Source organism: Bacillus sp. N447-1, assembly GCF_022701035.1.
In the GTDB taxonomy this organism is placed as follows: Bacteria; Bacillota; Bacilli; order Bacillales; family Bacillaceae_G; genus Bacillus_A; species Bacillus_A cereus.
The window spans coordinates 3664798-3689578 of the sequence record NZ_CP065509.1; the positions used below are offsets into that span (position 1 = coordinate 3664798).

Here is a 24781-nt window from a genome sequence, read left to right on the forward strand (position 1 = left end):
TGCTAAAGGAAAAGTCTAGGAGGGATGGGCTTGATTCCGATTCAATCAAATTTAGAAGGACGTACATATGCGTTATATAAGTTAGAAGAGATTATGAAACCACTTGGATATAGCATCGGTGGTAATTGGGATTATGATAAAGGATGCTTCGATTACAAAATTGATGAAGAAGATGGGTATCAATTTTTACGAGTTCCATTTACAGCCATTGATGGAGAACTAGATGTACCAGGCGTAATAGTTCGTCTTGGAACGCCGTATATTCTTTCGCACGTATATCAAGACGAACTAGATGATAATGTGAATACTTTAACAGCTGGAACGAGTGGAATGGATCAATTTGCTGAGCCGAAAGATCCAGATGGAGATGTGAAAAGAAAATATATCAATATTGGGAAAGTGCTCATGCAAGAATTAGAGCGTCATTTTACTAATGGTGAATAACAATGAGTATGTCGCTTTCAATGAGAACAAAGGAATGAACTGGATTAATCATATATTGTTCGTCGCGCTTTATACCTAGTAAGAGAATGTTTTGCTTTAAAAGAGTATAGCTACAATTGGCAAAAGTTTGTCCGGTGCAGGACGATGGAAGCTCCATCAGTTGTAATTTATTATCAGAGATTTCGTCGTAAAGTGAAAATAGTACACCTGAAATGGAAGGGAATAAAAGAGAAGCGGTAAATACATAGCTCGTTAATTTATTTCCTTCTATAATTTCTGACACGCCAGCTCTCGTTGCGTTTTGTATTTGTTCAGAAGTAAGAAGTTCAGCGATGCAGTGAATGTTTGGGTTGAGCCCTTTTGCAGTTAAAATATTTAAAATGGACTGTGTATCCGCTAAGCTTTCGTTTTTTTCTTTATCAGCTGTTATTAATATGGTGTGTGCCGTTGCAATATTGGCTTTTAATAAAGTTTGATCGTGATGCGGACAACCTTTTATAAATTCTAAATGATGAAATGGTTTTGGGAGTAAAGAAAGTGTTTCATCAATTAAAACGATATCAAGGTTTGGTTGTAATACGTGCATTTGCTTTACAACATGTTTTGCGCGCTCATTCCAGCCAACGATAATCATATGACCGTTAGAAGTAGCGGCTTCTTCACCTTTAATTTTCATATATTGTTTATTAATCATTTCAGTAGCAAACAGCACCATATAATAAGAACAAAAGCCAGTTCCTAATAAAATAATACTTATACCTATTAGTTTTCCTATCGTCGTATGGGGAGCAAAGTCTCCATATCCAACTGTAAAAATGGTAACGATTGACCACCAAATTCCGTCAAACCATGTAGTGAAATGAAAAGGTTCTAATCTATGTATAAGAAAACCGGAAAAAGCAGTCAGTACAATAATAAAACAAATTAAACGAAAAATAATGGAATCACGAAATGTATCTACTAAATTCGGACGGGATTTCAATTGCCTATTCCTCCTTACTTTGTAGGACTACATTCATTGTTGCCATTATAGAAAAAAGAAAAACTCTCTAATTAAAGAGAGTTTGTTTTATGTTACATACTTTCCACTTCAGTTTGTTGGACACTTTCAAGATGCTGGAGAGCATAGTAAACATCAGCAGTATGTCTTTTTTGATCAATGGACAGTTTAAGATGTAAATAGTGAGAACCGTTTTCTAATGTTTTAAGCTTCATATTCTTAACTTTTATATCCATTTCTTTTATTTCTTCAATTACGATTGGGATATTGTCCATATTTCGTACAACAAGTTTCACAGCGATATCACGTTGACGAAATGATCTAGGGCCTACATATTTCATCGCGAGTGGTATAAGTTCGACACTAATCATAAGGAAACACATTCCGAATATCGCTTCAATATAGAATCCGGCCCCAACAGCAATACCAATACCAGAAGCACCCCAGATCATAGCGGCAGTCGTGAGCCCTGCAATGCTATCGTTACCTCTTCTTAAAATTACGCCAGCACCTAAAAAACCAATTCCTGATACAATTTGAGCGGCAAGTCGAAGTGGATCCATATTCATATGATCGGTATGTGGTAAGTTATAAGCTGCTTTAATAGAAACAATCGTTAGGAGGCAACTAATAATAGAAATAACTAAACACGTTTTTAAACCAAGTGGTTTCCGTTTTAATTCACGTTCTAAACCAATGGCAAATCCTAAAATAGCCGAGAGACCTAGTTTGATTAATAAATCGGTATAGTCCATATATATTCCTCCCTGTATGATATGCTATATGAATAAAACGCTTATTATAGAAAGAAACGTCTTTTGATAGAGTAACTTTATATAAAATATATGTAGGAATTGCTCATACATGAAAGAGATATTTCGTTTAAGTATATGATATAAAAAAAGAAATGTGGGCAGTTTTAAAAAAAGTTTATAAAAGGTGTTGCATTTCATTTTTCACCATGATATATTAATAACCGTCGCTGATGCGGAAACGCAGAAAACGACAAAAAAGAAATTGAAAAACTTAGTTGACATCGAAAAACGAAGATGTTAACATAAGGAAGTCGCAAATGAGCGACCAAGTAGTTCTTTGAAAACTGAACGAAACAAACAACGTGAAACGTCAATTTTTATTTTAGATGCTAGACAAACTAACTTTATTGGAGAGTTTGATCCTGGCTCAGGATGAACGCTGGCGGCGTGCCTAATACATGCAAGTCGAGCGAATGGATTAAGAGCTTGCTCTTATGAAGTTAGCGGCGGACGGGTGAGTAACACGTGGGTAACCTGCCCATAAGACTGGGATAACTCCGGGAAACCGGGGCTAATACCGGATAACATTTTGAACCGCATGGTTCGAAATTGAAAGGCGGCTTCGGCTGTCACTTATGGATGGACCCGCGTCGCATTAGCTAGTTGGTGAGGTAACGGCTCACCAAGGCAACGATGCGTAGCCGACCTGAGAGGGTGATCGGCCACACTGGGACTGAGACACGGCCCAGACTCCTACGGGAGGCAGCAGTAGGGAATCTTCCGCAATGGACGAAAGTCTGACGGAGCAACGCCGCGTGAGTGATGAAGGCTTTCGGGTCGTAAAACTCTGTTGTTAGGGAAGAACAAGTGCTAGTTGAATAAGCTGGCACCTTGACGGTACCTAACCAGAAAGCCACGGCTAACTACGTGCCAGCAGCCGCGGTAATACGTAGGTGGCAAGCGTTATCCGGAATTATTGGGCGTAAAGCGCGCGCAGGTGGTTTCTTAAGTCTGATGTGAAAGCCCACGGCTCAACCGTGGAGGGTCATTGGAAACTGGGAGACTTGAGTGCAGAAGAGGAAAGTGGAATTCCATGTGTAGCGGTGAAATGCGTAGAGATATGGAGGAACACCAGTGGCGAAGGCGACTTTCTGGTCTGTAACTGACACTGAGGCGCGAAAGCGTGGGAGCAAACAGGATTAGATACCCTGGTAGTCCACGCCGTAAACGATGAGTGCTAAGTGTTAGAGGGTTTCCGCCCTTTAGTGCTGAAGTTAACGCATTAAGCACTCCGCCTGGGGAGTACGGCCGCAAGGCTGAAACTCAAAGGAATTGACGGGGGCCCGCACAAGCGGTGGAGCATGTGGTTTAATTCGAAGCAACGCGAAGAACCTTACCAGGTCTTGACATCCTCTGAAAACCCTAGAGATAGGGCTTCTCCTTCGGGAGCAGAGTGACAGGTGGTGCATGGTTGTCGTCAGCTCGTGTCGTGAGATGTTGGGTTAAGTCCCGCAACGAGCGCAACCCTTGATCTTAGTTGCCATCATTAAGTTGGGCACTCTAAGGTGACTGCCGGTGACAAACCGGAGGAAGGTGGGGATGACGTCAAATCATCATGCCCCTTATGACCTGGGCTACACACGTGCTACAATGGACGGTACAAAGAGCTGCAAGACCGCGAGGTGGAGCTAATCTCATAAAACCGTTCTCAGTTCGGATTGTAGGCTGCAACTCGCCTACATGAAGCTGGAATCGCTAGTAATCGCGGATCAGCATGCCGCGGTGAATACGTTCCCGGGCCTTGTACACACCGCCCGTCACACCACGAGAGTTTGTAACACCCGAAGTCGGTGGGGTAACCTTTTTGGAGCCAGCCGCCTAAGGTGGGACAGATGATTGGGGTGAAGTCGTAACAAGGTAGCCGTATCGGAAGGTGCGGCTGGATCACCTCCTTTCTATGGAGAATTGATGAACGTTGTTCATCAATAAAAGTTTCCGTGTTTCGTTTTGTTCAGTTTTGAGAGAACTATCTCTCATATATAAATGTATGTTCTTTGAAAACTAGATAACAGTGTAGCTCATATTTTTTAATTTTTAGTTTGGTTAAGTTAGAAAGGGCGCACGGTGGATGCCTTGACACTAGGAGTCGATGAAGGACGGGACTAACGCCGATATGCTTCGGGGAGCTGTAAGTAAGCTTTGATCCGAAGATTTCCGAATGGGGAAACCCACCATACGTAATGGTATGGTATCCTTATCTGAATACATAGGGTAAGGAAGACAGACCCAGGGAACTGAAACATCTAAGTACCTGGAGGAAGAGAAAGCAAATGCGATTTCCTGAGTAGCGGCGAGCGAAACGGAACATAGCCCAAACCAAGAGGCTTGCCTCTTGGGGTTGTAGGACATTCTATACGGAGTTACAAAGGAACGAGGTAGACGAAGCGACCTGGAAAGGTCCGTCGTAGAGGGTAACAACCCCGTAGTCGAAACTTCGTTCTCTCTTGAATGTATCCTGAGTACGGCGGAACACGTGAAATTCCGTCGGAATCTGGGAGGACCATCTCCCAAGGCTAAATACTCCCTAGTGATCGATAGTGAACCAGTACCGTGAGGGAAAGGTGAAAAGCACCCCGGAAGGGGAGTGAAAGAGATCCTGAAACCGTGTGCCTACAAATAGTCAGAGCCCGTTAACGGGTGATGGCGTGCCTTTTGTAGAATGAACCGGCGAGTTACGATCCCGTGCGAGGTTAAGCTGAAGAGGCGGAGCCGCAGCGAAAGCGAGTCTGAATAGGGCGTTTAGTACGTGGTCGTAGACCCGAAACCAGGTGATCTACCCATGTCCAGGGTGAAGTTCAGGTAACACTGAATGGAGGCCCGAACCCACGCACGTTGAAAAGTGCGGGGATGAGGTGTGGGTAGCGGAGAAATTCCAATCGAACCTGGAGATAGCTGGTTCTCCCCGAAATAGCTTTAGGGCTAGCCTTAAGTGTAAGAGTCTTGGAGGTAGAGCACTGATTGGACTAGGGGTCCTCATCGGATTACCGAATTCAGTCAAACTCCGAATGCCAATGACTTATCCTTAGGAGTCAGACTGCGAGTGATAAGATCCGTAGTCAAAAGGGAAACAGCCCAGACCGCCAGCTAAGGTCCCAAAGTGTGTATTAAGTGGAAAAGGATGTGGAGTTGCTTAGACAACTAGGATGTTGGCTTAGAAGCAGCCACCATTTAAAGAGTGCGTAATAGCTCACTAGTCGAGTGACTCTGCGCCGAAAATGTACCGGGGCTAAATACACCACCGAAGCTGCGGATTGATACCAATGGTATCAGTGGTAGGGGAGCGTTCTAAGGACAGTGAAGTCAGACCGGAAGGACTGGTGGAGTGCTTAGAAGTGAGAATGCCGGTATGAGTAGCGAAAGACGGGTGAGAATCCCGTCCACCGAATGCCTAAGGTTTCCTGAGGAAGGCTCGTCCGCTCAGGGTTAGTCAGGACCTAAGCCGAGGCCGACAGGCGTAGGCGATGGACAACAGGTTGATATTCCTGTACCACCTCTTTATCGTTTGAGCAATGGAGGGACGCAGAAGGATAGAAGAAGCGTGCGATTGGTTGTGCACGTCCAAGCAGTTAGGCTGATAAGTAGGCAAATCCGCTTATCGTAAAGGCTGAGCTGTGATGGGGAAGCTCCTTATGGAGCGAAGTCTTTGATTCCCGCTGCCAAGAAAAGCTTCTAGCGAGATAAAGGTGCCTGTACCGCAAACCGACACAGGTAGGCGAGGAGAGAATCCTAAGGTGTGCGAGAGAACTCTGGTTAAGGAACTCGGCAAAATGACCCCGTAACTTCGGGAGAAGGGTGCTTTCTTAACGGAAAGCCGCAGTGAATAGGCCCAAGCGACTGTTTAGCAAAACACAGCTCTCTGCGAAGCCGTAAGGCGAAGTATAGGGGTGACACCTGCCCGGTGCTGGAAGGTTAAGGAGAGGGTTAGCGTAAGCGAAGCTCTGAACTGAAGCCCCAGTAAACGGCGGCCGTAACTATAACGGTCCTAAGGTAGCGAAATTCCTTGTCGGGTAAGTTCCGACCCGCACGAAAGGTGTAACGATTTGGGCACTGTCTCAACCAGAGACTCGGTGAAATTATAGTACCTGTGAAGATGCAGGTTACCCGCGACAGGACGGAAAGACCCCGTGGAGCTTTACTGTAGCCTGATATTGAATTTTGGTACAGTTTGTACAGGATAGGCGGGAGCCATTGAAACCGGAGCGCTAGCTTCGGTGGAGGCGCTGGTGGATACCGCCCTGACTGTATTGAAATTCTAACCTACGGGTCTTATCGACCCGGGAGACAGTGTCAGGTGGGCAGTTTGACTGGGGCGGTCGCCTCCTAAAGTGTAACGGAGGCGCCCAAAGGTTCCCTCAGAATGGTTGGAAATCATTCGTAGAGTGCAAAGGCATAAGGGAGCTTGACTGCGAGACCTACAAGTCGAGCAGGGACGAAAGTCGGGCTTAGTGATCCGGTGGTTCCGCATGGAAGGGCCATCGCTCAACGGATAAAAGCTACCCGGGGATAACAGGCTTATCTCCCCCAAGAGTCCACATCGACGGGGAGGTTTGGCACCTCGATGTCGGCTCATCGCATCCTGGGGCTGTAGTCGGTCCCAAGGGTTGGGCTGTTCGCCCATTAAAGCGGTACGCGAGCTGGGTTCAGAACGTCGTGAGACAGTTCGGTCCCTATCCGTCGTGGGCGTAGGAAATTTGAGAGGAGCTGTCCTTAGTACGAGAGGACCGGGATGGACGCACCGCTGGTGTACCAGTTGTTCTGCCAAGGGCATAGCTGGGTAGCTATGTGCGGAAGGGATAAGTGCTGAAAGCATCTAAGCATGAAGCCCCCCTCAAGATGAGATTTCCCATAGCGTAAGCTAGTAAGATCCCTGAAAGATGATCAGGTTGATAGGTTCGAGGTGGAAGCATGGTGACATGTGGAGCTGACGAATACTAATAGATCGAGGACTTAACCATATAATATGAAGCAATGTTATCTAGTTTTGAAAGAATATAAAAAACTTATTGACTTTCGAAAGTAAATGAGTTACAATAATTCTTGTCTTAAATGAATACAGTCTGGTAATGATGGCAGAGAGGTCACACCCGTTCCCATACCGAACACGGAAGTTAAGCTCTCTAGCGCCGATGGTAGTTGGGACCTTGTCCCTGTGAGAGTAGGACGTTGCCAGGCAAATGGAGGATTAGCTCAGCTGGGAGAGCACCTGCCTTACAAGCAGGGGGTCGGCGGTTCGATCCCGTCATCCTCCACCATTTAGCCGACTTAGCTCAATTGGTAGAGCAACTGACTTGTAATCAGTAGGTTGGGGGTTCAAGTCCTCTAGTCGGCACCAGAAATCATGGCGGTTGTGGCGAAGTGGTTAACGCACCGGATTGTGGCTCCGGCATTCGTGGGTTCGATTCCCATCAGTCGCCCCATTTTTCTTAAATAAATTAATATGCGGGTGTGGCGGAATTGGCAGACGCACCAGACTTAGGATCTGGCGCCTTTGGCGTGGGGGTTCGACTCCCTTCACCCGCACTTTTAATTAAATAACTCATACATGTCTTGCGGAAGTAGTTCAGTGGTAGAATACAACCTTGCCAAGGTTGGGGTCGCGGGTTCGAATCCCGTCTTCCGCTCCAATTTTCAATATGACATGCCGGGGTGGCGGAACAGGCAGACGCACAGGACTTAAAATCCTGCGGTGGGTGACCACCGTGCGGGTTCGACCCCCGCCCTCGGCACCATATGCGCCCGTAGCTCAATTGGATAGAGCGTTTGACTACGGATCAAGAGGTTAGGGGTTCGACTCCTCTCGGGCGCGCTTTTATTAACGGGAAGTGGCTCAGCTTGGTAGAGCACCTGGTTTGGGACCAGGGGGTCGCAGGTTCAAATCCTGTCTTCCCGATATTCCTAAAAAACATGGGGCCTTAGCTCAGCTGGGAGAGCGCCTGCCTTGCACGCAGGAGGTCAGCGGTTCGATCCCGCTAGGCTCCACTTATATTAATATCATTTATGGCGGTGTAGCTCAGCTGGCTAGAGCGTACGGTTCATACCCGTGAGGTCGGGGGTTCGATCCCCTCCGCCGCTACCATAAAGGACCTTTAGCTCAGCTGGTTAGAGCAGACGGCTCATAACCGTCCGGTCGTAGGTTCGAGTCCTACAAGGTCCACCATTAGACGTATATATCTCGGAGGTATACCCAAGTTCGGCTGAAGGGATCGGTCTTGAAAACCGACAGGCGGCGAGAGTCGCGCGGGGGTTCGAATCCCTCTACCTCCTCCATTTTTTCTAAAGTAAATATTTTATCATCGCGGGGTGGAGCAGCACGGTAGCTCGTCGGGCTCATAACCCGAAGGTCGCAGGTTCAAATCCTGTCCCCGCAACCAAATGGTCCCGTGGTGTAGTGGTTAACATGCCTGCCTGTCACGCAGGAGATCGCCGGTTCGACCCCGGTCGGGACCGCCATTTTTACATAAAGGCTCGGTAGCTCAGTCGGTAGAGCAGAGGACTGAAAATCCTCGTGTCGGCGGTTCGATTCCGTCCCGAGCCACCATTTTGAAGTCGCAAGCCGACTTAGCTCAATTGGTAGAGCAACTGACTTGTAATCAGTAGGTTGGGGGTTCAAGTCCTCTAGTCGGCACCACTTTCAAAATGAGCCATTAGCTCAGTTGGTAGAGCATCTGACTTTTAATCAGAGGGTCGAAGGTTCGAGTCCTTCATGGCTCACCATTTACAATTTAATGCGGGTGTAGTTTAGTGGTAAAACAAGAGCCTTCCAAGCTCTGGTCGAGAGTTCGATTCTCTTCACCCGCTTTTCAATTATGGGCCTATAGCTCAGCTGGTTAGAGCGCACGCCTGATAAGCGTGAGGTCGATGGTTCGAGTCCATTTAGGCCCACCATAATTGTTCCGCAGTAGCTCAGTGGTAGAGCTATCGGCTGTTAACCGATCGGTCGTAGGTTCGAGTCCTACCTGCGGAGCCATATTTATAGAGAAGTACCCAAGTGGCTCAAGGGGCTCCCCTGCTAAGGGAGTAGATCGCGAACGCGGTGCGAGGGTTCGAATCCCTTCTTCTCTGCCAGAACTGGCCCGTTGGTCAAGTGGTTAAGACACCGCCCTTTCACGGCGGTAACACGGGTTCGAATCCCGTACGGGTCATACTAAAAGAGATAGCATAATCTGCTATCTCTTTTTTGTTGTATAAAAATGGACTTTGGATAGTCTGCTTTTTTATGCAATAGAAGAAATATGAAGTATTCGCTGTTGCAGTTGGGTACATAGAGAGCCGTAAATACAATCATGTTAATTATTTGGACCTGTATGAATATGAAGGAATTAACTTCAACTTGAACTTTTACCCCAGCTGTATGGCTGTAGCCTCCTACACTTGGAGAAACCGATGAAAAATGCATCTGGGAGCTACTGTGGGAAATAAATAATATATAGAAGAAGTTGCTTTCTCTCAATAGCTGTGATCTACTGAAGACAGTTTTTTTATGTTGTCAGTATTGTCGAGTTTTGTCGGTAAGTCGATATATTGCAAAAATCGCTGATATAATTTGAGTTACGATCGATAAATTTTAATAATCGCTGATATATTTGGAGTTACGGTCGATATATTCTAAAAATCGCTGGTATAATTTCACTTACCGACAAAAACCACAAGAAAATCCCTTTCACAATCTAAAGAAAACGCCTCCATTGAAATGGATTCCACACCTATTCCAATAACTTTACACTCTATGTGAAAAAGTTCACAAATAGGTCATAATTTGTGAAGTAATTCACAATAATACGTGCTACAATATGAATGTAAAGAAGTTAAACAACATTAAATTAGTATTTTAATTAATTACTTAAACAATCATAAAAAAATATATGTGAACAATAGAGAGGGGAAATTACCATGAAAAAAGGTATCAATCGTGTAGTATTAGTAGGAACAGGAGCTGTAGGTTGTAGTTACGCTTACTCAATGATCAACCAAGGTGTAGCTGAAGAATTCGTATTAGTAGATGTTAATGAAGCAAAAGCAGAAGGGGAAGCAATGGACTTAAGCCATGCGGTACCATTCTCTCCATCACCAACAAAAGTTTGGAGCGGTAGCTATGCAGATTGTAAAGATGCAGATTTAGTAGTTATCACTGCTGGATTACCACAAAAGCCAGGTGAAACTCGTTTAGACTTAGTTGAGAAAAATACAAAGATCTTTAAACAAATCGTTCGCGGTATTATGGATAGCGGATTCGATGGAATCTTCTTAATCGCAACTAACCCAGTTGACATTTTAACTTACGTAACTTGGAAAGAATCTGGTTTACCAAAAGAGCGCGTAATTGGTTCTGGTACTACTTTAGACTCTGCTCGTTTCCGTTACATGTTAGGTGACTACTTAGATGTAGATCCACGTAACGTTCATGCTTACATCGTTGGTGAACACGGTGATACTGAACTTCCAGTATGGAGCCACGCTACTATCGGTGTACAAAAATTAGAAACAATCTTAGCTAACAACGAACAGTACAAACAAGAAGACTTAGATAAAATCTTCGAAAATGTACGTGATGCAGCTTACCATATCATCGAGCGTAAAGGTGCAACTTACTACGGAATCGGTATGTCACTACTTCGTGTAACTAAAGCAATCTTAAACAACGAGAACAGCGTATTAACTGTATCTGCATACCTTGAAGGCCAATACGGTGAGAAAGATGCTTACGTAGGTGTTCCAGCTGTAATTAACCGCGAAGGTGTACGTGAAATCGTAGAGCTTGAGTTAAATGAAGAAGAAAAAGCGAAGTTCGCTCATTCTGTAAAAGTATTAAAAGAAACAATGGCACCAGTACTATAATAATTGCTAAATCATTCAGGGGCGGGACACTGCTTCCTACCTCTGAATTCATATAATTTAATATAAATTCCTTTTCCGGTTTCCCTTGTATATCCCCAATATACCCCTTTTGCTGGATAAGGGTCGTTTATAGAAAAAGAGCACTCTATTTTACGTAGAGTGCTCTTTATTATTCCGCTATTTGCCGGGCAGTAAAACCTCAATTGATTAAAGTTTCACTTTATTATTTTTTAGGCGTTAATCCTAATTTCTTTAAAATATCTGCCAGTGTACCGCTTTTTGATTTTTCTACAGGTGTTTGTGATTTAGATGCATCTGGCCCTTTTTTCAAGAAGTTCTTTTCAACGAAGCGAATATCTTTTTCGTCGACAATACCATCTTTATTAAGATCTCCGTCTTTTACAGTTAGTCCTTTTTTACCATAGTTGCTAGCAATGATTTCAGCATCTTTAATATCGATTACTTTATCACCATTTACATCGCCGGCAAGGTTTTCGTCAGGTCTTGCATAATAATATTGGCCAAGCAACTTACCGTCTTTTTCAGTACCAAGTTTCGTTGTTAGGCGGCTTGTTAAATGTCCTGGCACCTCTACATATAAGTTATAGTCGCGTTTATTAACTGGAAGTCCATTTAGTTTGAAGTATCCGTATTTATCTAGTGAGCCTTCAAACTTATGACGGTAAGAATCAGTCGCATATACTTTTACGCCAAGCTTTGTATAATCGAACTTTTCATCTAAATATCCGCGTTCATTTAAGAATGCACCAGGTTTAATATTTCCTTCTATTAATGAGTTTAAGGACATAACTGAGAATGTTTGATCTTGAAGTACACGCATTCTATTTGGTTCTGATTCACCTTGTTTCCAGTAAACAAAAATTGGTGATTCTAATTGAGCGTTTGCTTCATAAAACTCATCATTTTCTACTTTGAACGTTACATCAATGAACGGGAAATCACCATCTAATCCAGCAAAATTTTTGTCATCGATAGCTCCGCCAACTGTAACAGAGCCTGCCTCTAGTTTCGGTTCATTTACTTTTGCGGTTACCCCTTTTTGGGAAAGTAGCTTTTCAAAAGCAGGATTAAATTTCGCATTTGCAAATTTGAAGTTCTTCTCTAGGAAGTTTACATTAAATTGCCCAGCAACAAATTGTTTTACGTGTTTCGCGTTTAGTGTTACTGTGAACTCGTCATTTTTATATAATTCTTTTTTATCGTAACTAGTTTTTGCATATTGAGCACCTTGCGGGATAAACCAGTAGTTATTTACACCGTTTGGATAGTCAGGACCTGCAGTTGCATAATCGAAAATATATACGCCTGTGTTCATTGGACCTTCCGTTCTGAAGGAGTCAGGTGTAATGCCAACTTTAAAGTCGCCATTTGCATTAATCGGTAAAAACTTATGCAAGTATGGAGAATAGTCATAGTACATAACGCCATTCGCTTCTTGCGTAATGTTTAATCCTTTTCCTTTTAAGTAATCAACGTTTGAATCGTATACATTTCCTTTAATCCATAGTGCTTTTTTGCCATCTTCTACTGTATAATTTTCTTCATTTAACTCGTAAATACCAGGTTTTAATCCAGTTAATTTCACTTCTGGTGGTGTATTATCAATTACAACATAATCACCTTTTACACGTGCTTTCCCAGCCTTATCATAACCGACAAACTCAATTGTGTAGTCTCCTTCTGGTAAGTTGATTTTCTCATTACCGATTGGTTTTGCAGGATCATTTGTAAAAGGATACACTTTTCCATTAAAGAATGAATCTAAGTAGTAATACACATCAGTTTTTAGGCCACTCGTGTTTAATGTTCCAATGAAGCCAAGAGCTTTATTTGTTTTGGAATCTTTTACGATAAGATCTAACGTTTCAAGTTCGCTGTTTAATTGGAATGCTCCGTGAACATACGATTCACCGTATGGATTGAATTTAGATGTATCAGTTGAAATTGCTTTTCTTGATAGTATTGCATTTTCAATACCAGGCTCTGATACACGAATAGAGAATGGGATTTGATATGTTTCTTCTTTATTTTTTGTGTTCGTAATATGAATGTACCCTTCATATCGGCCTTGTTTCACACCGGCTGGAACATTAATTTTTGCTTCAATTTCACCTGTTTTGCCAGCATCAAGAGTAATTGTTTCTGGAGCAGAGATTTTTACACCGTTTGCGACAGCATCGTTAATAGTAGACGATGCTGGTGTATAAGAAATTTCTGTTTTAAATTCTTTTTTCTCTTGTTTATTATGATTAGTTACTTTTATATTTCGTTTTTGTTCAAGAGCTTCACCGTCTTTTTGATAAAACTTACCGAATGCAATAGATCCAGTTTCTTCGGGTACTTCAATTACTTCATCATTTACAACAGTTTGTGTCGTATCTAATACTTTAAAGCTTGTTTCTGTACGAACGGCGTTGTAAGCATCTACTCGCCCAGCTCCAACTTCATATACGGAATATTTTTCTTTTAAATCATTAGCTGTGTTCATAAGAGACGCTTTTACATCGAACGGAGAGTAGTCTGGGTGTTCTTGTAAAATTAGAGCAGCAACGCCAGCGATATGAGGAGAAGCCATAGATGTTCCTTGCATACGCTCATAGGAAACAGCGTAGTTTTCACCCTCTTGCGGGTCGTTAATATATTCAGGAACTGTTGAAAGGATAGCGACACCAGGCGCTGTAATATCAGGCTTAATATCATCATTTGCTGTAACAGGACCGCGTGAGCTAAAGTCTGCAAGATGATCGCCTTCTGTTTGAATGTAATTAATTTCATCGAGAGTTAAGGAGGTGCTACCTTGTTCGATTTGAGCTTTTAGTTTTTCACCTTCTTCTTTCGTTAGGCGGAATGCTGGAATGTATTTTGTACTTTCGCCAACGTAGAAAGGAATTTCTCCATCCACATTGTTATAAATAATAACGGCTTTTGCACCTGCTTGTTTTGCATTAGCAATTTTTTCATCAAATGACAGTGTACCGCGTGCAACGAGAGCGATTTTTCCTTTTACATCTTTTTTACTAAACTCGTCAGGCGTACCAATTCCTACATATTCAATAGGTAAAGTTTGTCCCTTGAAATCTTCTATTTTATCAGTGAAGTTTTTGCCGAATAGAATTAGGTTAGGAAATTGTAATTGTCCAGCATGACCTGATAGTTTCGGTAAGGAAATAGAGCTATCACTTGCTCCAACCGTAATTGCAAATGGTGAAGCACCTGGTGATCCGAGTGTTGATGGATTTGGTCCAGAGTTACCAGCAGCAACGACTGTAACAACGCCTGAAAGCATTGCATTATTAACAGCGATAGATGTTGGATCGAGTGGATTGTTGCTATCATCACCTAACGATAAGTTAATAACGTTCATACCGTCAGAAATGGATTTATCAATTGCAGCGATAATACCTGAACTATCTCCACTTCCGTATGGACCGAGTACACGATAGTTATACAGTTCAATGTCAGGTGCAACACCTTTTACTGCTGAATCAGATTGGTTCTTCTTTTGGGCAGAAACGATACCTGCTACGTGAGTGCCGTGGGCTGTGTAGAAGGAAGAACCACGGTTATCAAATTCAGGAGCACCAGATTGTTGCCATTCTGAATAAGTAGTTTCCATTGGATCTGCATCATTATTAATAAAGTCCCAACCCTTTACTGAGTTTAGGTCTACTTTGCTAGAGTCCTCACCAGGTTTCGCGCGATAGCCTTTATATACGTCTTTTAAGTCAGGATGATTGTAATCAATACCTGTATCTAATACACCAACTTTAATTCCTTTTCCGGTAATGCCCTCACTATGTAACTTATCTACTCCAATTTGCGGGATGCTATCTGTTAGTTTTTGAGGCGCTTTTTGCTCAGCTTGTTTTGGTAAATTTAATTTCACTTCGTAATCTTTCCAAATACGTTTTACAACGCCAATTCGTAACAATTCTTCTACTGTATTTGCTGGTAATGTCATCGCAACACCATTTATCGCATGCTTATAAGAACGTTTAATTTGTACAGACTGGAAGTTTCCTGATTTTACTGATGGGCTGAATTGATAAAGACGTTTTAGTCCTTTTTCGAATTCTTCATGTTCTTGATCAATACGTGCTTTTATATTTTCAGGAGCAGACTGTAATCCTTTTTCTTTTTGTTTTAATTCATTAATCTTTACTGGAGCAGTTTGAAATTCTACGATGATATTTACAGGCTCAGAACTACTCGTATTAATATCTGGTGAAATTGTAAAACCAGGGTTGGCATCTACCGTTTGTAATGCCAGGCGTTGTTCTTTAGAAAGCTTAGATAATATAGAATGAGCATTTGAAGATTCAATTTGGTTAATAGGACTTTCAGCAAGTACATTGAACGGAATAGCAGTTGAAAACAAAACGCCAGCTGTTACAATTCCGGTAACAAAACGATTTTTCTTTTTCATTTATAGGCCTCCGGTAATTTATATTTTTAAAAATTATTTCTCCACGCCAGCTGTTTGCTCAGTATGGAATGTCCAGTTTAGCTGCAGGGAATCACCTTGAAATTTATTTTGATCTTGGTCGTTATCTTCAAATGAGAAGAGGACGTGTAAGTAATCTGTTTCACCAGATTTAATACCATCTATTAAGTTATGACGTTCTAGAGACGTAGCGACATCTTCAGGTTTCATAGTTTTTAATTGTGATAGTTTTGTTTCCCACACAATCTCATGATCATCGTTTGGATTAGATGGCTGTCCATCATTTACTAGAAACTTGACGATAATGTGATCACCTAAATCTTCACCGTCATTATTTTGCTTTGCATCTGTAACTTCATATGATGTTTCAAGTGCTACTTTTGCGATATCCAATGTACCTTTATTTTCAAGCTTGAAGTTCCTTTCAATAAAATCACCTGGTTTTAAATCTTTCACATTAACGATTACACTTGGATTAATAGAAAGATCTAGTGTTCCAGCTTGAAATGAGTTACTTGATGTTTCTGAATCACTGAAATAGGCGAATACACCGCCGAATGTAAGGGATAAGCCAAGTGAAGCGGTGATAACTCCCATTCCTACTTTTTGTTTTAATGACATAAGAAAGCCTCCTAGTTAAATTTGTATAGCAACCGTTCGCAACAAGGATAAATAAGTAAACATAGTAGTCCGCTATGAATTGTAGTTACGAAAGAACAATGTTCTTTATTGAGAACAAGTATATGCTTATGAATTTCGCATTTCAATAAAATTGTGACAAAAAATATTGAGAAACATTTTTTTATGACAGATTATTTTGTTTTGATTTTGAGTGGAAAATAGCATGAAAAATAGGATAAACATAATAAAATAAAGGTTGAGAAAAAATAATTGATAAAAATATAGAAGGATAATAAAGCGTTTTCAATGAATATTCGTCAAAATTCGATATTTTACACGGAAATGTGAAGAAAAACTAACGTTTTTAAGAAAAAAACGAATATTTTTTATAAATTAACAAGGATATTGCAGTTTTTCGCAGAAATAGTTAAAGTATAAAAAATTCTGTCATCTAAGTGAGGTGAGCATATTGAGTGTAATAAATTGTGAAGAAGTGAAACGAGATGAGTTTCATACAGAAAAGTACTATGAAAGTTATAACATCTTTGGCGCACATGTTGTGACGGAAGATGAGATTCAAGGGGTACGATTTACAGTGTGGGCTCCTCATGCGAAAGCAATGAGTGTTGTTGGAGATTTTAATGAGTGGGATTATGAGCAACATAAAATGCTACAAGTGACAGAAGAAGGCATTTGGTCCTTGTTTATACCGCATATTGAAGAAGGAGAAATATATAAATATGCGATTGAAACGTTGGCTGGTGACGTCATTTTAAAGGCAGATCCGTATGCTGTATATGCAGAAGTAAGACCGAATACGGCATCTGTAGTTTTTGATATAAAGGGATATGAATGGAATGATAAAAACTGGACTCGTAAGAAAAAGAAAAAATCGATTTATAAAGAAGCGATGACAGTTTATGAATTGCATTTTGGTTCTTGGAAAAAGAAAGAAGATGGAACACTGTATTCTTACAGGGAAATGGTAGAAGAACTCATTCCATATGTGGTGGAACATCAATTTACACATATTGAAATTATGCCGCTTGTTGAGCATCCATATGATCGTTCTTGGGGATATCAAGGAACGGGATATTATGCAGCGACGAGTAGATTTGGTACACCGCATGATTTAATGTATTTTGTCGACGAATGTCATAAATATGGAATCGGTGTCATTTTAGATTGGGTGCCGGGGCATTTTTGTAAAGATGCTCACGGTTTATATTTGTTTGATGGCACACCGACCTATGAATATAAAGATAAAGATGTACAAGAAAATCCAGTATGGGGAACTGTCAATTTTGATTTAGGAAAGAGAGAGGTACGTAATTTCTTAATTTCAAATGCGTTATTTTGGATGAGATATTTCCATATTGATGGTTTCAGAGTAGATGCAGTTGCGAACATGTTGTACTGGAATAAAGAAGGACAAGAGCAAAGTAATGAGCATGCTGTTTCATTTTTAAGAGAGTTGAATGAAGCAGTGTTTGCAGAGGATGAAGATTTTCTTATGACGGCAGAAGATTCAACAGCTTGGCCACTTGTAACAACTCCAACGTATGAAGGTGGGCTTGGATTCAATTACAAATGGAACATGGGCTGGATGAATGACGTGCTGAAATATATGGAGTGTGCGCCTGAATATAGGAAACACATTCATGAGAAAATGACGTTTTCTTTGCTATATGCGTACTCTGAAAACTTCATATTACCGCTTTCTCATGATGAAGTCGTTCATGGGAAAAAGTCGTTATTAAATAAAATGCCAGGTGATTACTGGGATAAGTTTGCTCAGCTTCGTTTATTATATGGATATTTCTTTACTCACCCAGGAAAGAAATTACTTTTCATGGGAGGGGAATTCGGACAGTTTGATGAGTGGAAAGACCTTGAAGATTTAGATTGGAATTTACATGATTTTGAAATGCATCGTTATATGCATGATTACTTTAAAGAGCTCATAGCATTGTATAAGCGCTCAAAACCACTTTGGCAGCTTGATCATTCGCCTGAAGGTTTTCAGTGGATTGATGCTAATAATAACGAGCAAAGTATTTTCTCGTTTATCCGCCAAGGGGATAAACAAGAGGATGCGTTAGTTATCGTATGTAATTTTACGAAAGCTACATATGAAAACTATAAAGTAGGTGTACCAGATTTCGAGTATTATAACGAGATTTTAAACAGTGATGCACAGCAATATGGCGGTTCGGGGCAAGTGAATAAGAAACGTCTTAAGACGATTCTAGAACCGTACCATAATCAAGCAGCACATGTAGAGATTACAATTCCACCATTTGGCGTATCCATATTACGACCAGTGAAGACGAGAAAGGGGAGCAAAAAACAAGATGGCTCAAAAACAAAAGTGCGTAGCAATGTTACTAGCAGGGGGAAAAGGTAGTCGATTAAGTGCATTAACAAAAAATTTAGCCAAGCCAGCTGTTCCATTTGGTGGTAAATATCGCATTATTGATTTTACGCTAAGTAACTGCGCAAATTCTGGTATTGAAACGGTTGGGATTTTAACGCAATATCAACCACTAGAACTTCATAATTATATCGGAATCGGCAATGCATGGGATTTAGACCGAGTAAGCGGTGGAGTCACAGTATTACCTCCTTATGCGGAGTCTTCAGGTGTGAAGTGGTACACAGGTACGGCAAGTGCCATTTATCAAAACTTAAACTATTTAAGTCAATATGAACCAGAGTATGTTCTTATTTTATCAGGCGACCATATTTATAAAATGGATTACAGTAAGATGCTAGATTACCATATTGAGAAAGAATCGGACGTATCCATTTCTGTTATTGAAGTACCTTGGGATGAAGCGAGTCGCTTTGGCATTATGAATACAAATGAAGAAATGGAGATTGTTGAGTTTGAAGAGAAACCACAATTTCCAAGAAGTAATCTTGCATCAATGGGAATCTATATTTTTAATTGGTCAATTTTGAAAGAGTATTTAGAGATGGATGCAAGAAACCCTGAATCTAGTAACGATTTCGGAAAAGACGTACTTCCGCTTTTATTGGATGAAGGGAAGAAGTTAATGGCGTATCCGTTTGAAGGATATTGGAAAGATGTTGGAACGGTGAAGAGCTTATGGGAAGCGAATATGGATTTGCTTCGCGATGAAACATCACTGAATTTAAACGATCGTAATTGGCGTATTTACTCTGTCAATCCAAACGAACCGCCTCAATATATTGCTGAAAAGGCGAAAGTAGAAGAATCGCTTATTAACGAAGGATGCGTCATTGAAGGGGACGTGAAGCATTCTGTGTTATTCCAAGGAGTGACGGTGGAAGAAGGAAGTATGGTGATTGATTCTGTCGTTATGCCAGGGGCTAAGATTGGTAAAAATGTTGTGATTGAAAGAGCGATTGTTGGATCAGAAATGGTTATCGAAGATGGAACAATCATTCGTCCAGAAAAGAATGTTGACGATGTAGTATTAATTGCTGAAGGGAAATAGAAAAGGGGGATGAAATGAATGGGAGAAAAAATGTTAGGAATTATTAATGCAACGGGAAGTTTTCCTTCCTTAAAGAAAGTAACAGGGCATCGTTCACTAGCGGCGTTACCGTTTGGGGGCCGTTATCGACTCATTGATTTCATGCTTTCAAATATGGTGAATTCTAGTATTCATAGTGTGGCAGTTTTTACAAGCCATAAAAATCGTTCGTTAATGGACCATGTTGGTTCAGGAAAACAGTGGGATTTAGATAGAAAACGAGACGGACTATTTTTATTCCCGCCAAACTGCCAATGTGACCAAGATGAATTTGGGTCTTTTGCACACTTTAGAAGACATATTGATTATTTTCTAAGAAGCAGAGAAGAGTACGTTGTTATTACGAATAGCCATCTCGTAACAGCATTAAATTTTCAAGCGGTGTTAGAGCGACATATACATACGGCAGCTGATATTACAGAAGTTTGCCATGAAGGGGTTTCGCTTCAAACATACGTGTTAAAGAAACAATTATTGTTAGACTTATTTGAGTCATATAAAGGTGTGGAACAATACAGTTTATTTGATGTAGTGAGAGAAAAGCGCGGGAAATCATTACACATTGCTACATATGAACATACTGGATATGTAGCAATTATTGACTCGATTGAAAGTTACTATAAACATAGCTTAGAAATTTTGCAACCTGCTATTTGGAAGCAATTATTTAAGAAAGAAGCACCGATCTTTACGAAAGTAAAAGATGAGCCACCAACTCGTTATTTAAAGGGTGCAGTCGTGAAAAATACAATGATTGCAAATGGCAGTATTGTTGAAGGGGAAGTCGAAAACAGTGTTGTTTCCCGTTCGGTTAAAATTGGAAAAGGTTCAATTATTCGTAACAGTATTATTATGCAAAAGAGCCAAATTGGAGATAACTGTATAATAGACGGTGTTATTATTGATAAAGACGTGAAAATTGGCGACGGTGTCGTATTAAAAGGAAGCGCCGATGAGCCGTATGTTGTAGAAAAAGGAAGCGTACAAAACAGTACGATTAATAGTTATTCCTAAAGAATCAGTGGGGGCTTTTTCCTCCACTGATTAAAGTTTTAATTTAAATGAAAACTCGAAGGGAGGAAGCTGCAAGAGGAGTAATAAAAACTTTTCGCGCAGTGGGACAACAAGTGAATATTTTATTTGCAGTATCAGAATGTGTACCGTTTGTGAAATCGGGAGGATTAGCTGATGTAGCGGGTGCGCTCCCAAAAGAGCTAAAAAAATTAGGAGTGGACGTTCGTATTATACTTCCGAATTATAGTCTCATTCCGCAAAAGTTAAGAGATGGATGTACGTTACATAAAGTAATTAACGTCCCTCTTGGGTGGAGAAATCAATATTGTGGAATTTTAAAAGGTGAGCAAGACGGAATTACGTATTACTTAATAGATAATGAATATTATTTTAAGAGAGATTCTCTGTATGGTCATTACGATGACGGAGAGCGTTTTTCTTATTTCTCAAAAGCAGTGTTAGAGTGTATTCCGCACCTTGATTTTGAAGTGGATGTTCTTCATAGCCATGATTGGCATACGGCTATGGTTAATTTCTTACTTCGTGAAAAGTATCAAGATAACCCGTTATATGAGCGTATTAAAACGGTATATACGATTCATAACTTGCAGTTCCAAGGTGTATTTCCTCCTGAAGTGATGTACGACTTGTTAGAGCTTGGTGATGAATATTTTCATAGTGAGCAGCTAGAGTTTTATGGAAACGTAAACTTTATGAAAGGCGGTATTATTGCTTCAGATCAAATTACAGCGGTGAGCCCGACGTATAAAGAAGAAATTCAATATGAATTTTTCGGTGAGAAGTTAGATGGATTACTGCGAAAATATAATGATAAGCTTAGCGGCATTGTAAATGGTATTGATACGAGCGTATATAATCCAGAAACGGATTCGTATATTAAGGCCCAGTATGATGCAGAGTCATTATATGAAAAGAGTGAAAATAAACGCGCCTTGCAGCGTTATTTTGGTTTGCCAGAAAAAGAGGATACACCAATTATTTCAATGGTAACGAGATTAACGAAGCAAAAAGGTCTTGATTTAGTACGTACTGTATTCCGCGAAATAATGGAAGAAGATGTACAATGTATTATTTTAGGTTCAGGTGATTCGGAATATGAGCAATTCTTTGAGTGGATGGCATATGAGTATCCGGAGAAGGTAAAAGTTTATATCGGATTTAATGAAGAATTAGCTCACCAAGTGTATGCGGGAAGCGATTTGTTTTTAATGCCATCGCTGTTTGAACCGTGTGGACTTGGACAACTTATCGCATTAGCATACGGTACGATTCCAATTGTAAGAGAAACAGGTGGGTTAAACGATACGGTACATTCTTATGATGAAGAAACTGGAGAAGGAAATGGTTTCAGTTTCACGAATTTTAATGCACATGACATGCTGCATACGATTCATCGTGCAATTGAATTCTATCATGATAAACCAGTGTGGGAGCAGCTTGTAAAACAAGCGATGACTGAAGATTATAGCTGGGAGCAATCGGCTCTTGCTTATAAGGAATTGTATAAAAGTCTCATGGAATAACATGTAGGTGGTGAAAAAATGTTTACTCATGTTGAAAGTTTTAAATCAACTTTTCTAGAAAAGTTAGAGACGATGTATGGTAAAAGTTTTAAAGATTCTACAACTCGTGATCAATATAATACACTCGGCCATATGGTACGTGAGTATATGAATAGTCAATGGATTGCAACGAACGAGAGTTATCGATCCGGAGAGCAAAAGCAAATGTATTACTTGTCTATTGAGTTTTTGCTTGGACGTTTGCTTGGAAGTAACATCTTGAATTTAGGTATTCGAGATGTATGCGAGCAGGGGTTATCTGAACTAGGGATTTCGTTACAAGAGTTAGAAGAAGTGGAAGCAGATGCAGGCCTTGGTAATGGTGGGCTTGGACGCTTAGCAGCCTGTTTTCTCGATTCACTCGCATCTTTAAACTTACCAGGACACGGCTGTGGAATTCGTTATAAACATGGTTTGTTTGATCAGAAAATTGTTGATGGTTATCAAGTTGAATTTCCAGAACAGTGGCTTCTTCATGAAAACGTATGGGAAGTAAGAAGGTATGATCAAGCTGTAGAAGTAAGTTATTTCGGCAGTGTTGAACCGCTAGAAATTGACGGGCGTTTAGAGTTTAGGCATACAAATGCAGAAGTCATTATGGCCGTGCCATATGATGTGCCGGTAGTTGGCTATGAGACGAGTACTGTAAATACACTTAGACTTTGGAATGCTGAACCAGTTCCTTTCCCGCAAAACTGCAAAGATATTTTGAAATATAAGCGTGAAACAGAGGCTGTATCGGAGTTTTTATATCCAGATGATACGCATGATGAGGGAAAAATACTTCGTTTAAAACAACAGTATTTCCTCGTATCAGCAAGTTTGCAAAATATCGTTCGAATGCATAGAGAAAGATATGGTGACCTTCGTCAACTACATGAAAAAATTGCGATCCACATTAACGATACACATCCGGTTTTAGCAATTCCGGAACTGATGCGTATTTTACTAGACGAAGAAAAGTTAGCATGGGAAGAAGCTTGGCACATAACGACGCAGACGATTTCTTATACGAATCATACGACGTTATCAGAAGCGCTCGAAAAGTGGCCAATTCACATTTTTAAACCGTTATTACCGAGAATTTATATGATTATTGAAGAGATTAATGAACGTTTCTGTCATGAACTGTGGGAACAGTATCCGTATGAGTGGGATCGTATTGAAGCAATGGCGATTATTGCACATGACCTTGTGAAAATGGCTCATTTAGCGATTGTCGGTAGCCATAGCGTAAACGGTGTAGCAAAAATTCATACGGAAATATTAAAGCAGCGGGAAATGCGATTGTTTTATGAATTTTATCCAGATAAGTTTAATAATAAGACGAATGGAATTGCTCATAGGCGCTGGCTTATGAAAGCAAATCCACAGTTAACAAATCTCATTTCAGAGGCGATTGGAACGGAGTGGAAGAAAGAACCGATTAAGCTTCAAGAGCTACAATTAGTTCAATATGATGCGAGTTTCCAAGAGAAATTTGCAGAGGTAAAACAAGAGCGTAAAGAGATTTTAGCGGAGCGTATTCATAATACAATGGGGATTACCATTGATCCAAATTCTATTTTTGATGTGCAAGTGAAAAGATTACATGCTTATAAACGACAATTATTAAATGTTCTTCATATTTTATATTTGTATAACCGTTTGAAAGAGGATGCTAGTTTTACATTTTATCCGCGTACTTTTATTTTTGGAGCGAAAGCATCACCTGGCTATTATTACGCGAAAAAAATTATTAAATTAATAAATGAACTCGCAAGAAAAGTAAATAATGACCCGTATGTCAGTCAATATATGAAAGTTATCTTTCTAGAAAACTATCGAGTTTCTTTAGCTGAAGATATATTCCCAGCAGCGGATGTAAGTGAACAAATTTCAACGGCGAGTAAAGAAGCATCGGGAACAGGTAATATGAAATTTATGATGAATGGTGCGATTACACTCGGAACGCTAGACGGTGCTAACGTTGAAATAAAAGACCGGGTCGGTGAGGATAACTGTTTTATTTTCGGTTTAACGGCCGAAGAGGTTCTTCATTACTATCAAAATGGTGGGTATCGTGCAAGTGATTATTATCACCACAATAGGCACATTAAAAAAATAGTTGATCAATTAACAAATGGTTTCTTTGCACAATCGGGAGCTGAATTTGAAGCAATTTACGATTCTCTCGTTATTCAAAACGATGAATATTTCGTTCTGCGAGATTTTGGTCCGTATGCTGAAAGACAAGAAGCTGTTGGTAGAGCTTATGAGAACCGAACGAAGTGGCTAGAAATGTCTATTTTAAATATTGCACAGTCTGGTCATTTTGCGAGCGATCGAACGATTTTGCAGTACAGTAATGAAATTTGGGGTATCGGTAATGCAGTTAAACAGTTTTAAAGAGGTTGCTATATTGGGAGATATATTATCGATTTACCAACAAAATGGATATTAATAAATAAAACGAGCTTAATAAAATTAAGCTCGTTTTA

Annotated in this window: 11 protein-coding genes, 22 tRNA genes and 3 rRNA genes; 32 read left to right on the forward strand and 4 right to left on the reverse strand. The window is 40.5% G+C overall.

Going from position 1 to position 24781, the window contains the following annotated elements; translation table 11 throughout:
- Positions 1 to 30: 30 nt before the first annotated feature.
- On the forward strand, positions 31 to 444 hold the full coding sequence (locus IQ781_RS18475) for a YugN-like family protein (RefSeq protein ID WP_000612334.1): 414 nt from the start codon (positions 31 to 33) through the stop codon (positions 442 to 444).
- On the opposite strand, the gene IQ781_RS18480 is transcribed toward IQ781_RS18475, so the two are convergent.
- The gene (locus tag IQ781_RS18480; RefSeq protein ID WP_000842320.1) at positions 431 to 1426 is read right to left on the reverse strand and encodes a potassium channel family protein; all 996 of its coding nucleotides are present in this window, start codon (positions 1424 to 1426) and stop codon (positions 431 to 433) included. The genes IQ781_RS18475 and IQ781_RS18480 overlap by 14 nt on opposite strands.
- 92 nt (positions 1427 to 1518) lie before the next feature.
- Entirely contained in the window at positions 1519 to 2199 is a 681-nt protein-coding gene (locus tag IQ781_RS18485; protein ID WP_000386676.1) for an MgtC/SapB family protein, read from the reverse strand.
- 404 nt (positions 2200 to 2603) lie between these two features.
- Between IQ781_RS18485 and IQ781_RS18490 the strand changes: the two genes are divergently transcribed.
- The 26 genes from IQ781_RS18490 to IQ781_RS18615 all read left to right on the forward strand — a co-directional run bounded on the left by IQ781_RS18490 (position 2604) and on the right by IQ781_RS18615 (position 11094).
- Positions 2604 to 4154, forward strand: a 16S ribosomal RNA gene (locus IQ781_RS18490).
- A 146-nt stretch (positions 4155 to 4300) separates the two neighbouring features.
- Positions 4301 to 7214, forward strand: a 23S ribosomal RNA gene (locus IQ781_RS18495).
- 101 nt (positions 7215 to 7315) lie between these two features.
- Positions 7316 to 7431 (forward strand): 5S ribosomal RNA (gene rrf, locus IQ781_RS18500).
- The 16S, 23S and 5S rRNA genes sit together here with 22 tRNA genes alongside, the layout of an rRNA operon.
- 4 nt (positions 7432 to 7435) lie before the next feature.
- Positions 7436 to 7511, forward strand: a tRNA-Val gene (locus tag IQ781_RS18505).
- Between the two features lie 4 nt (positions 7512 to 7515).
- Positions 7516 to 7591: transfer RNA gene (locus IQ781_RS18510), tRNA-Thr, on the forward strand.
- A gap of 9 nt (positions 7592 to 7600) precedes the next feature.
- A tRNA-His gene (locus IQ781_RS18515) sits at positions 7601 to 7676 on the forward strand.
- 22 nt (positions 7677 to 7698) lie between these two features.
- Positions 7699 to 7779 (forward strand) — tRNA-Leu (locus IQ781_RS18520).
- 29 nt (positions 7780 to 7808) lie between these two features.
- Positions 7809 to 7883: transfer RNA gene (locus tag IQ781_RS18525), tRNA-Gly, on the forward strand.
- 16 nt (positions 7884 to 7899) lie between these two features.
- Positions 7900 to 7988 (forward strand) — tRNA-Leu (locus tag IQ781_RS18530).
- A gap of 3 nt (positions 7989 to 7991) precedes the next feature.
- A tRNA-Arg gene (locus IQ781_RS18535) sits at positions 7992 to 8065 on the forward strand.
- 10 nt (positions 8066 to 8075) lie between these two features.
- Positions 8076 to 8149 (forward strand) — tRNA-Pro (locus IQ781_RS18540).
- Between the two features lie 16 nt (positions 8150 to 8165).
- Positions 8166 to 8238, forward strand: a tRNA-Ala gene (locus IQ781_RS18545).
- 20 nt (positions 8239 to 8258) lie between these two features.
- Positions 8259 to 8335 (forward strand) — tRNA-Met (locus IQ781_RS18550).
- A 4-nt stretch (positions 8336 to 8339) separates the two neighbouring features.
- Positions 8340 to 8416 (forward strand) — tRNA-Ile (locus IQ781_RS18555).
- 17 nt (positions 8417 to 8433) lie between these two features.
- Positions 8434 to 8526, forward strand: a tRNA-Ser gene (locus IQ781_RS18560).
- 27 nt (positions 8527 to 8553) lie between these two features.
- A tRNA-Met gene (locus tag IQ781_RS18565) sits at positions 8554 to 8630 on the forward strand.
- Between the two features lie 3 nt (positions 8631 to 8633).
- Positions 8634 to 8709 (forward strand) — tRNA-Asp (locus IQ781_RS18570).
- 12 nt (positions 8710 to 8721) lie between these two features.
- Positions 8722 to 8797, forward strand: a tRNA-Phe gene (locus IQ781_RS18575).
- 14 nt (positions 8798 to 8811) lie between these two features.
- Positions 8812 to 8887: transfer RNA gene (locus tag IQ781_RS18580), tRNA-Thr, on the forward strand.
- A 10-nt stretch (positions 8888 to 8897) separates the two neighbouring features.
- Positions 8898 to 8973, forward strand: a tRNA-Lys gene (locus IQ781_RS18585).
- A 13-nt stretch (positions 8974 to 8986) separates the two neighbouring features.
- A tRNA-Gly gene (locus tag IQ781_RS18590) sits at positions 8987 to 9057 on the forward strand.
- Positions 9058 to 9067: 10 nt separating this feature from the next.
- Positions 9068 to 9144: transfer RNA gene (locus IQ781_RS18595), tRNA-Ile, on the forward strand.
- A 7-nt stretch (positions 9145 to 9151) separates the two neighbouring features.
- A tRNA-Asn gene (locus tag IQ781_RS18600) sits at positions 9152 to 9226 on the forward strand.
- 7 nt (positions 9227 to 9233) lie between these two features.
- Positions 9234 to 9324 (forward strand) — tRNA-Ser (locus IQ781_RS18605).
- A 5-nt stretch (positions 9325 to 9329) separates the two neighbouring features.
- Positions 9330 to 9401, forward strand: a tRNA-Glu gene (locus IQ781_RS18610).
- A gap of 748 nt (positions 9402 to 10149) precedes the next feature.
- Entirely contained in the window at positions 10150 to 11094 is a 945-nt protein-coding gene (locus IQ781_RS18615; RefSeq protein ID WP_000715339.1) for an L-lactate dehydrogenase, read from the forward strand.
- Between the two features lie 223 nt (positions 11095 to 11317).
- Here IQ781_RS18615 and IQ781_RS18620 read toward each other — a convergent pair whose 3' ends face one another.
- Together IQ781_RS18620 and IQ781_RS18625 are read right to left on the reverse strand one after the other, a co-directional pair.
- Positions 11318 to 15541: a S8 family serine peptidase gene (locus tag IQ781_RS18620; protein ID WP_100651184.1), complete on the reverse strand. Its 4224-nt coding sequence runs from the start codon at positions 15539 to 15541 to the stop codon at positions 11318 to 11320.
- Positions 15542 to 15574: 33 nt separating this feature from the next.
- Entirely contained in the window at positions 15575 to 16180 is a 606-nt protein-coding gene (locus IQ781_RS18625) for a CalY family protein (protein ID WP_063220423.1), read from the reverse strand.
- Between the two features lie 469 nt (positions 16181 to 16649).
- Here IQ781_RS18625 and glgB point away from each other — a divergent pair, with 469 nt between their 5' ends.
- The 5 genes from glgB to glgP all read left to right on the forward strand — a co-directional run bounded on the left by glgB (position 16650) and on the right by glgP (position 24689).
- Complete coding sequence (gene glgB, locus IQ781_RS18630) at positions 16650 to 18587, forward strand: 1,4-alpha-glucan branching protein GlgB (protein WP_000111405.1); 1938 nt, start codon at positions 16650 to 16652, stop codon at positions 18585 to 18587.
- A complete protein-coding gene (gene glgC / locus IQ781_RS18635) occupies positions 18535 to 19665 on the forward strand; it encodes a glucose-1-phosphate adenylyltransferase (protein ID WP_000057619.1) in 1131 nt (376 codons plus the stop codon). Before glgB ends, glgC begins: the two co-directional genes overlap by 53 nt.
- 18 nt (positions 19666 to 19683) lie before the next feature.
- Complete coding sequence (gene glgD, locus IQ781_RS18640) at positions 19684 to 20718, forward strand: glucose-1-phosphate adenylyltransferase subunit GlgD (protein ID WP_242808147.1); 1035 nt, start codon at positions 19684 to 19686, stop codon at positions 20716 to 20718.
- 113 nt (positions 20719 to 20831) lie between these two features.
- Positions 20832 to 22262 (forward strand): glycogen synthase GlgA, encoded by a 1431-nt coding sequence (gene glgA / locus IQ781_RS18645; protein ID WP_023901191.1) that lies wholly within the window; start codon positions 20832 to 20834, stop codon positions 22260 to 22262.
- Between the two features lie 18 nt (positions 22263 to 22280).
- The gene (gene glgP / locus IQ781_RS18650) at positions 22281 to 24689 is read left to right on the forward strand and encodes a glycogen phosphorylase (protein WP_065212165.1); all 2409 of its coding nucleotides are present in this window, start codon (positions 22281 to 22283) and stop codon (positions 24687 to 24689) included.
- Positions 24690 to 24781: the final 92 nt, after the last annotated feature.

What these genes read in the sequence shown, in the direction of transcription:
- IQ781_RS18485 (WP_000386676.1), bottom strand. Translation starts at nt 2,199, where the DNA reads ATGGACTATACCGATTTATTAATCAAACTAGGTCTCTCGGCTATTTTA.
- IQ781_RS18615 (WP_000715339.1), top strand. Translation starts at nt 10,150, where the DNA reads ATGAAAAAAGGTATCAATCGTGTAGTATTAGTAGGAACAGGAGCTGTA.
- IQ781_RS18620 (WP_100651184.1), bottom strand. Translation starts at nt 15,541, where the DNA reads ATGAAAAAGAAAAATCGTTTTGTTACCGGAATTGTAACAGCTGGCGTT.
- IQ781_RS18625 (WP_063220423.1), bottom strand. Translation starts at nt 16,180, where the DNA reads ATGTCATTAAAACAAAAAGTAGGAATGGGAGTTATCACCGCTTCACTT.
- glgC (WP_000057619.1), top strand. Translation starts at nt 18,535, where the DNA reads ATGGCTCAAAAACAAAAGTGCGTAGCAATGTTACTAGCAGGGGGAAAA.
- glgD (WP_242808147.1), top strand. Translation starts at nt 19,684, where the DNA reads ATGGGAGAAAAAATGTTAGGAATTATTAATGCAACGGGAAGTTTTCCT.
- glgP (WP_065212165.1), top strand. Translation starts at nt 22,281, where the DNA reads ATGTTTACTCATGTTGAAAGTTTTAAATCAACTTTTCTAGAAAAGTTA.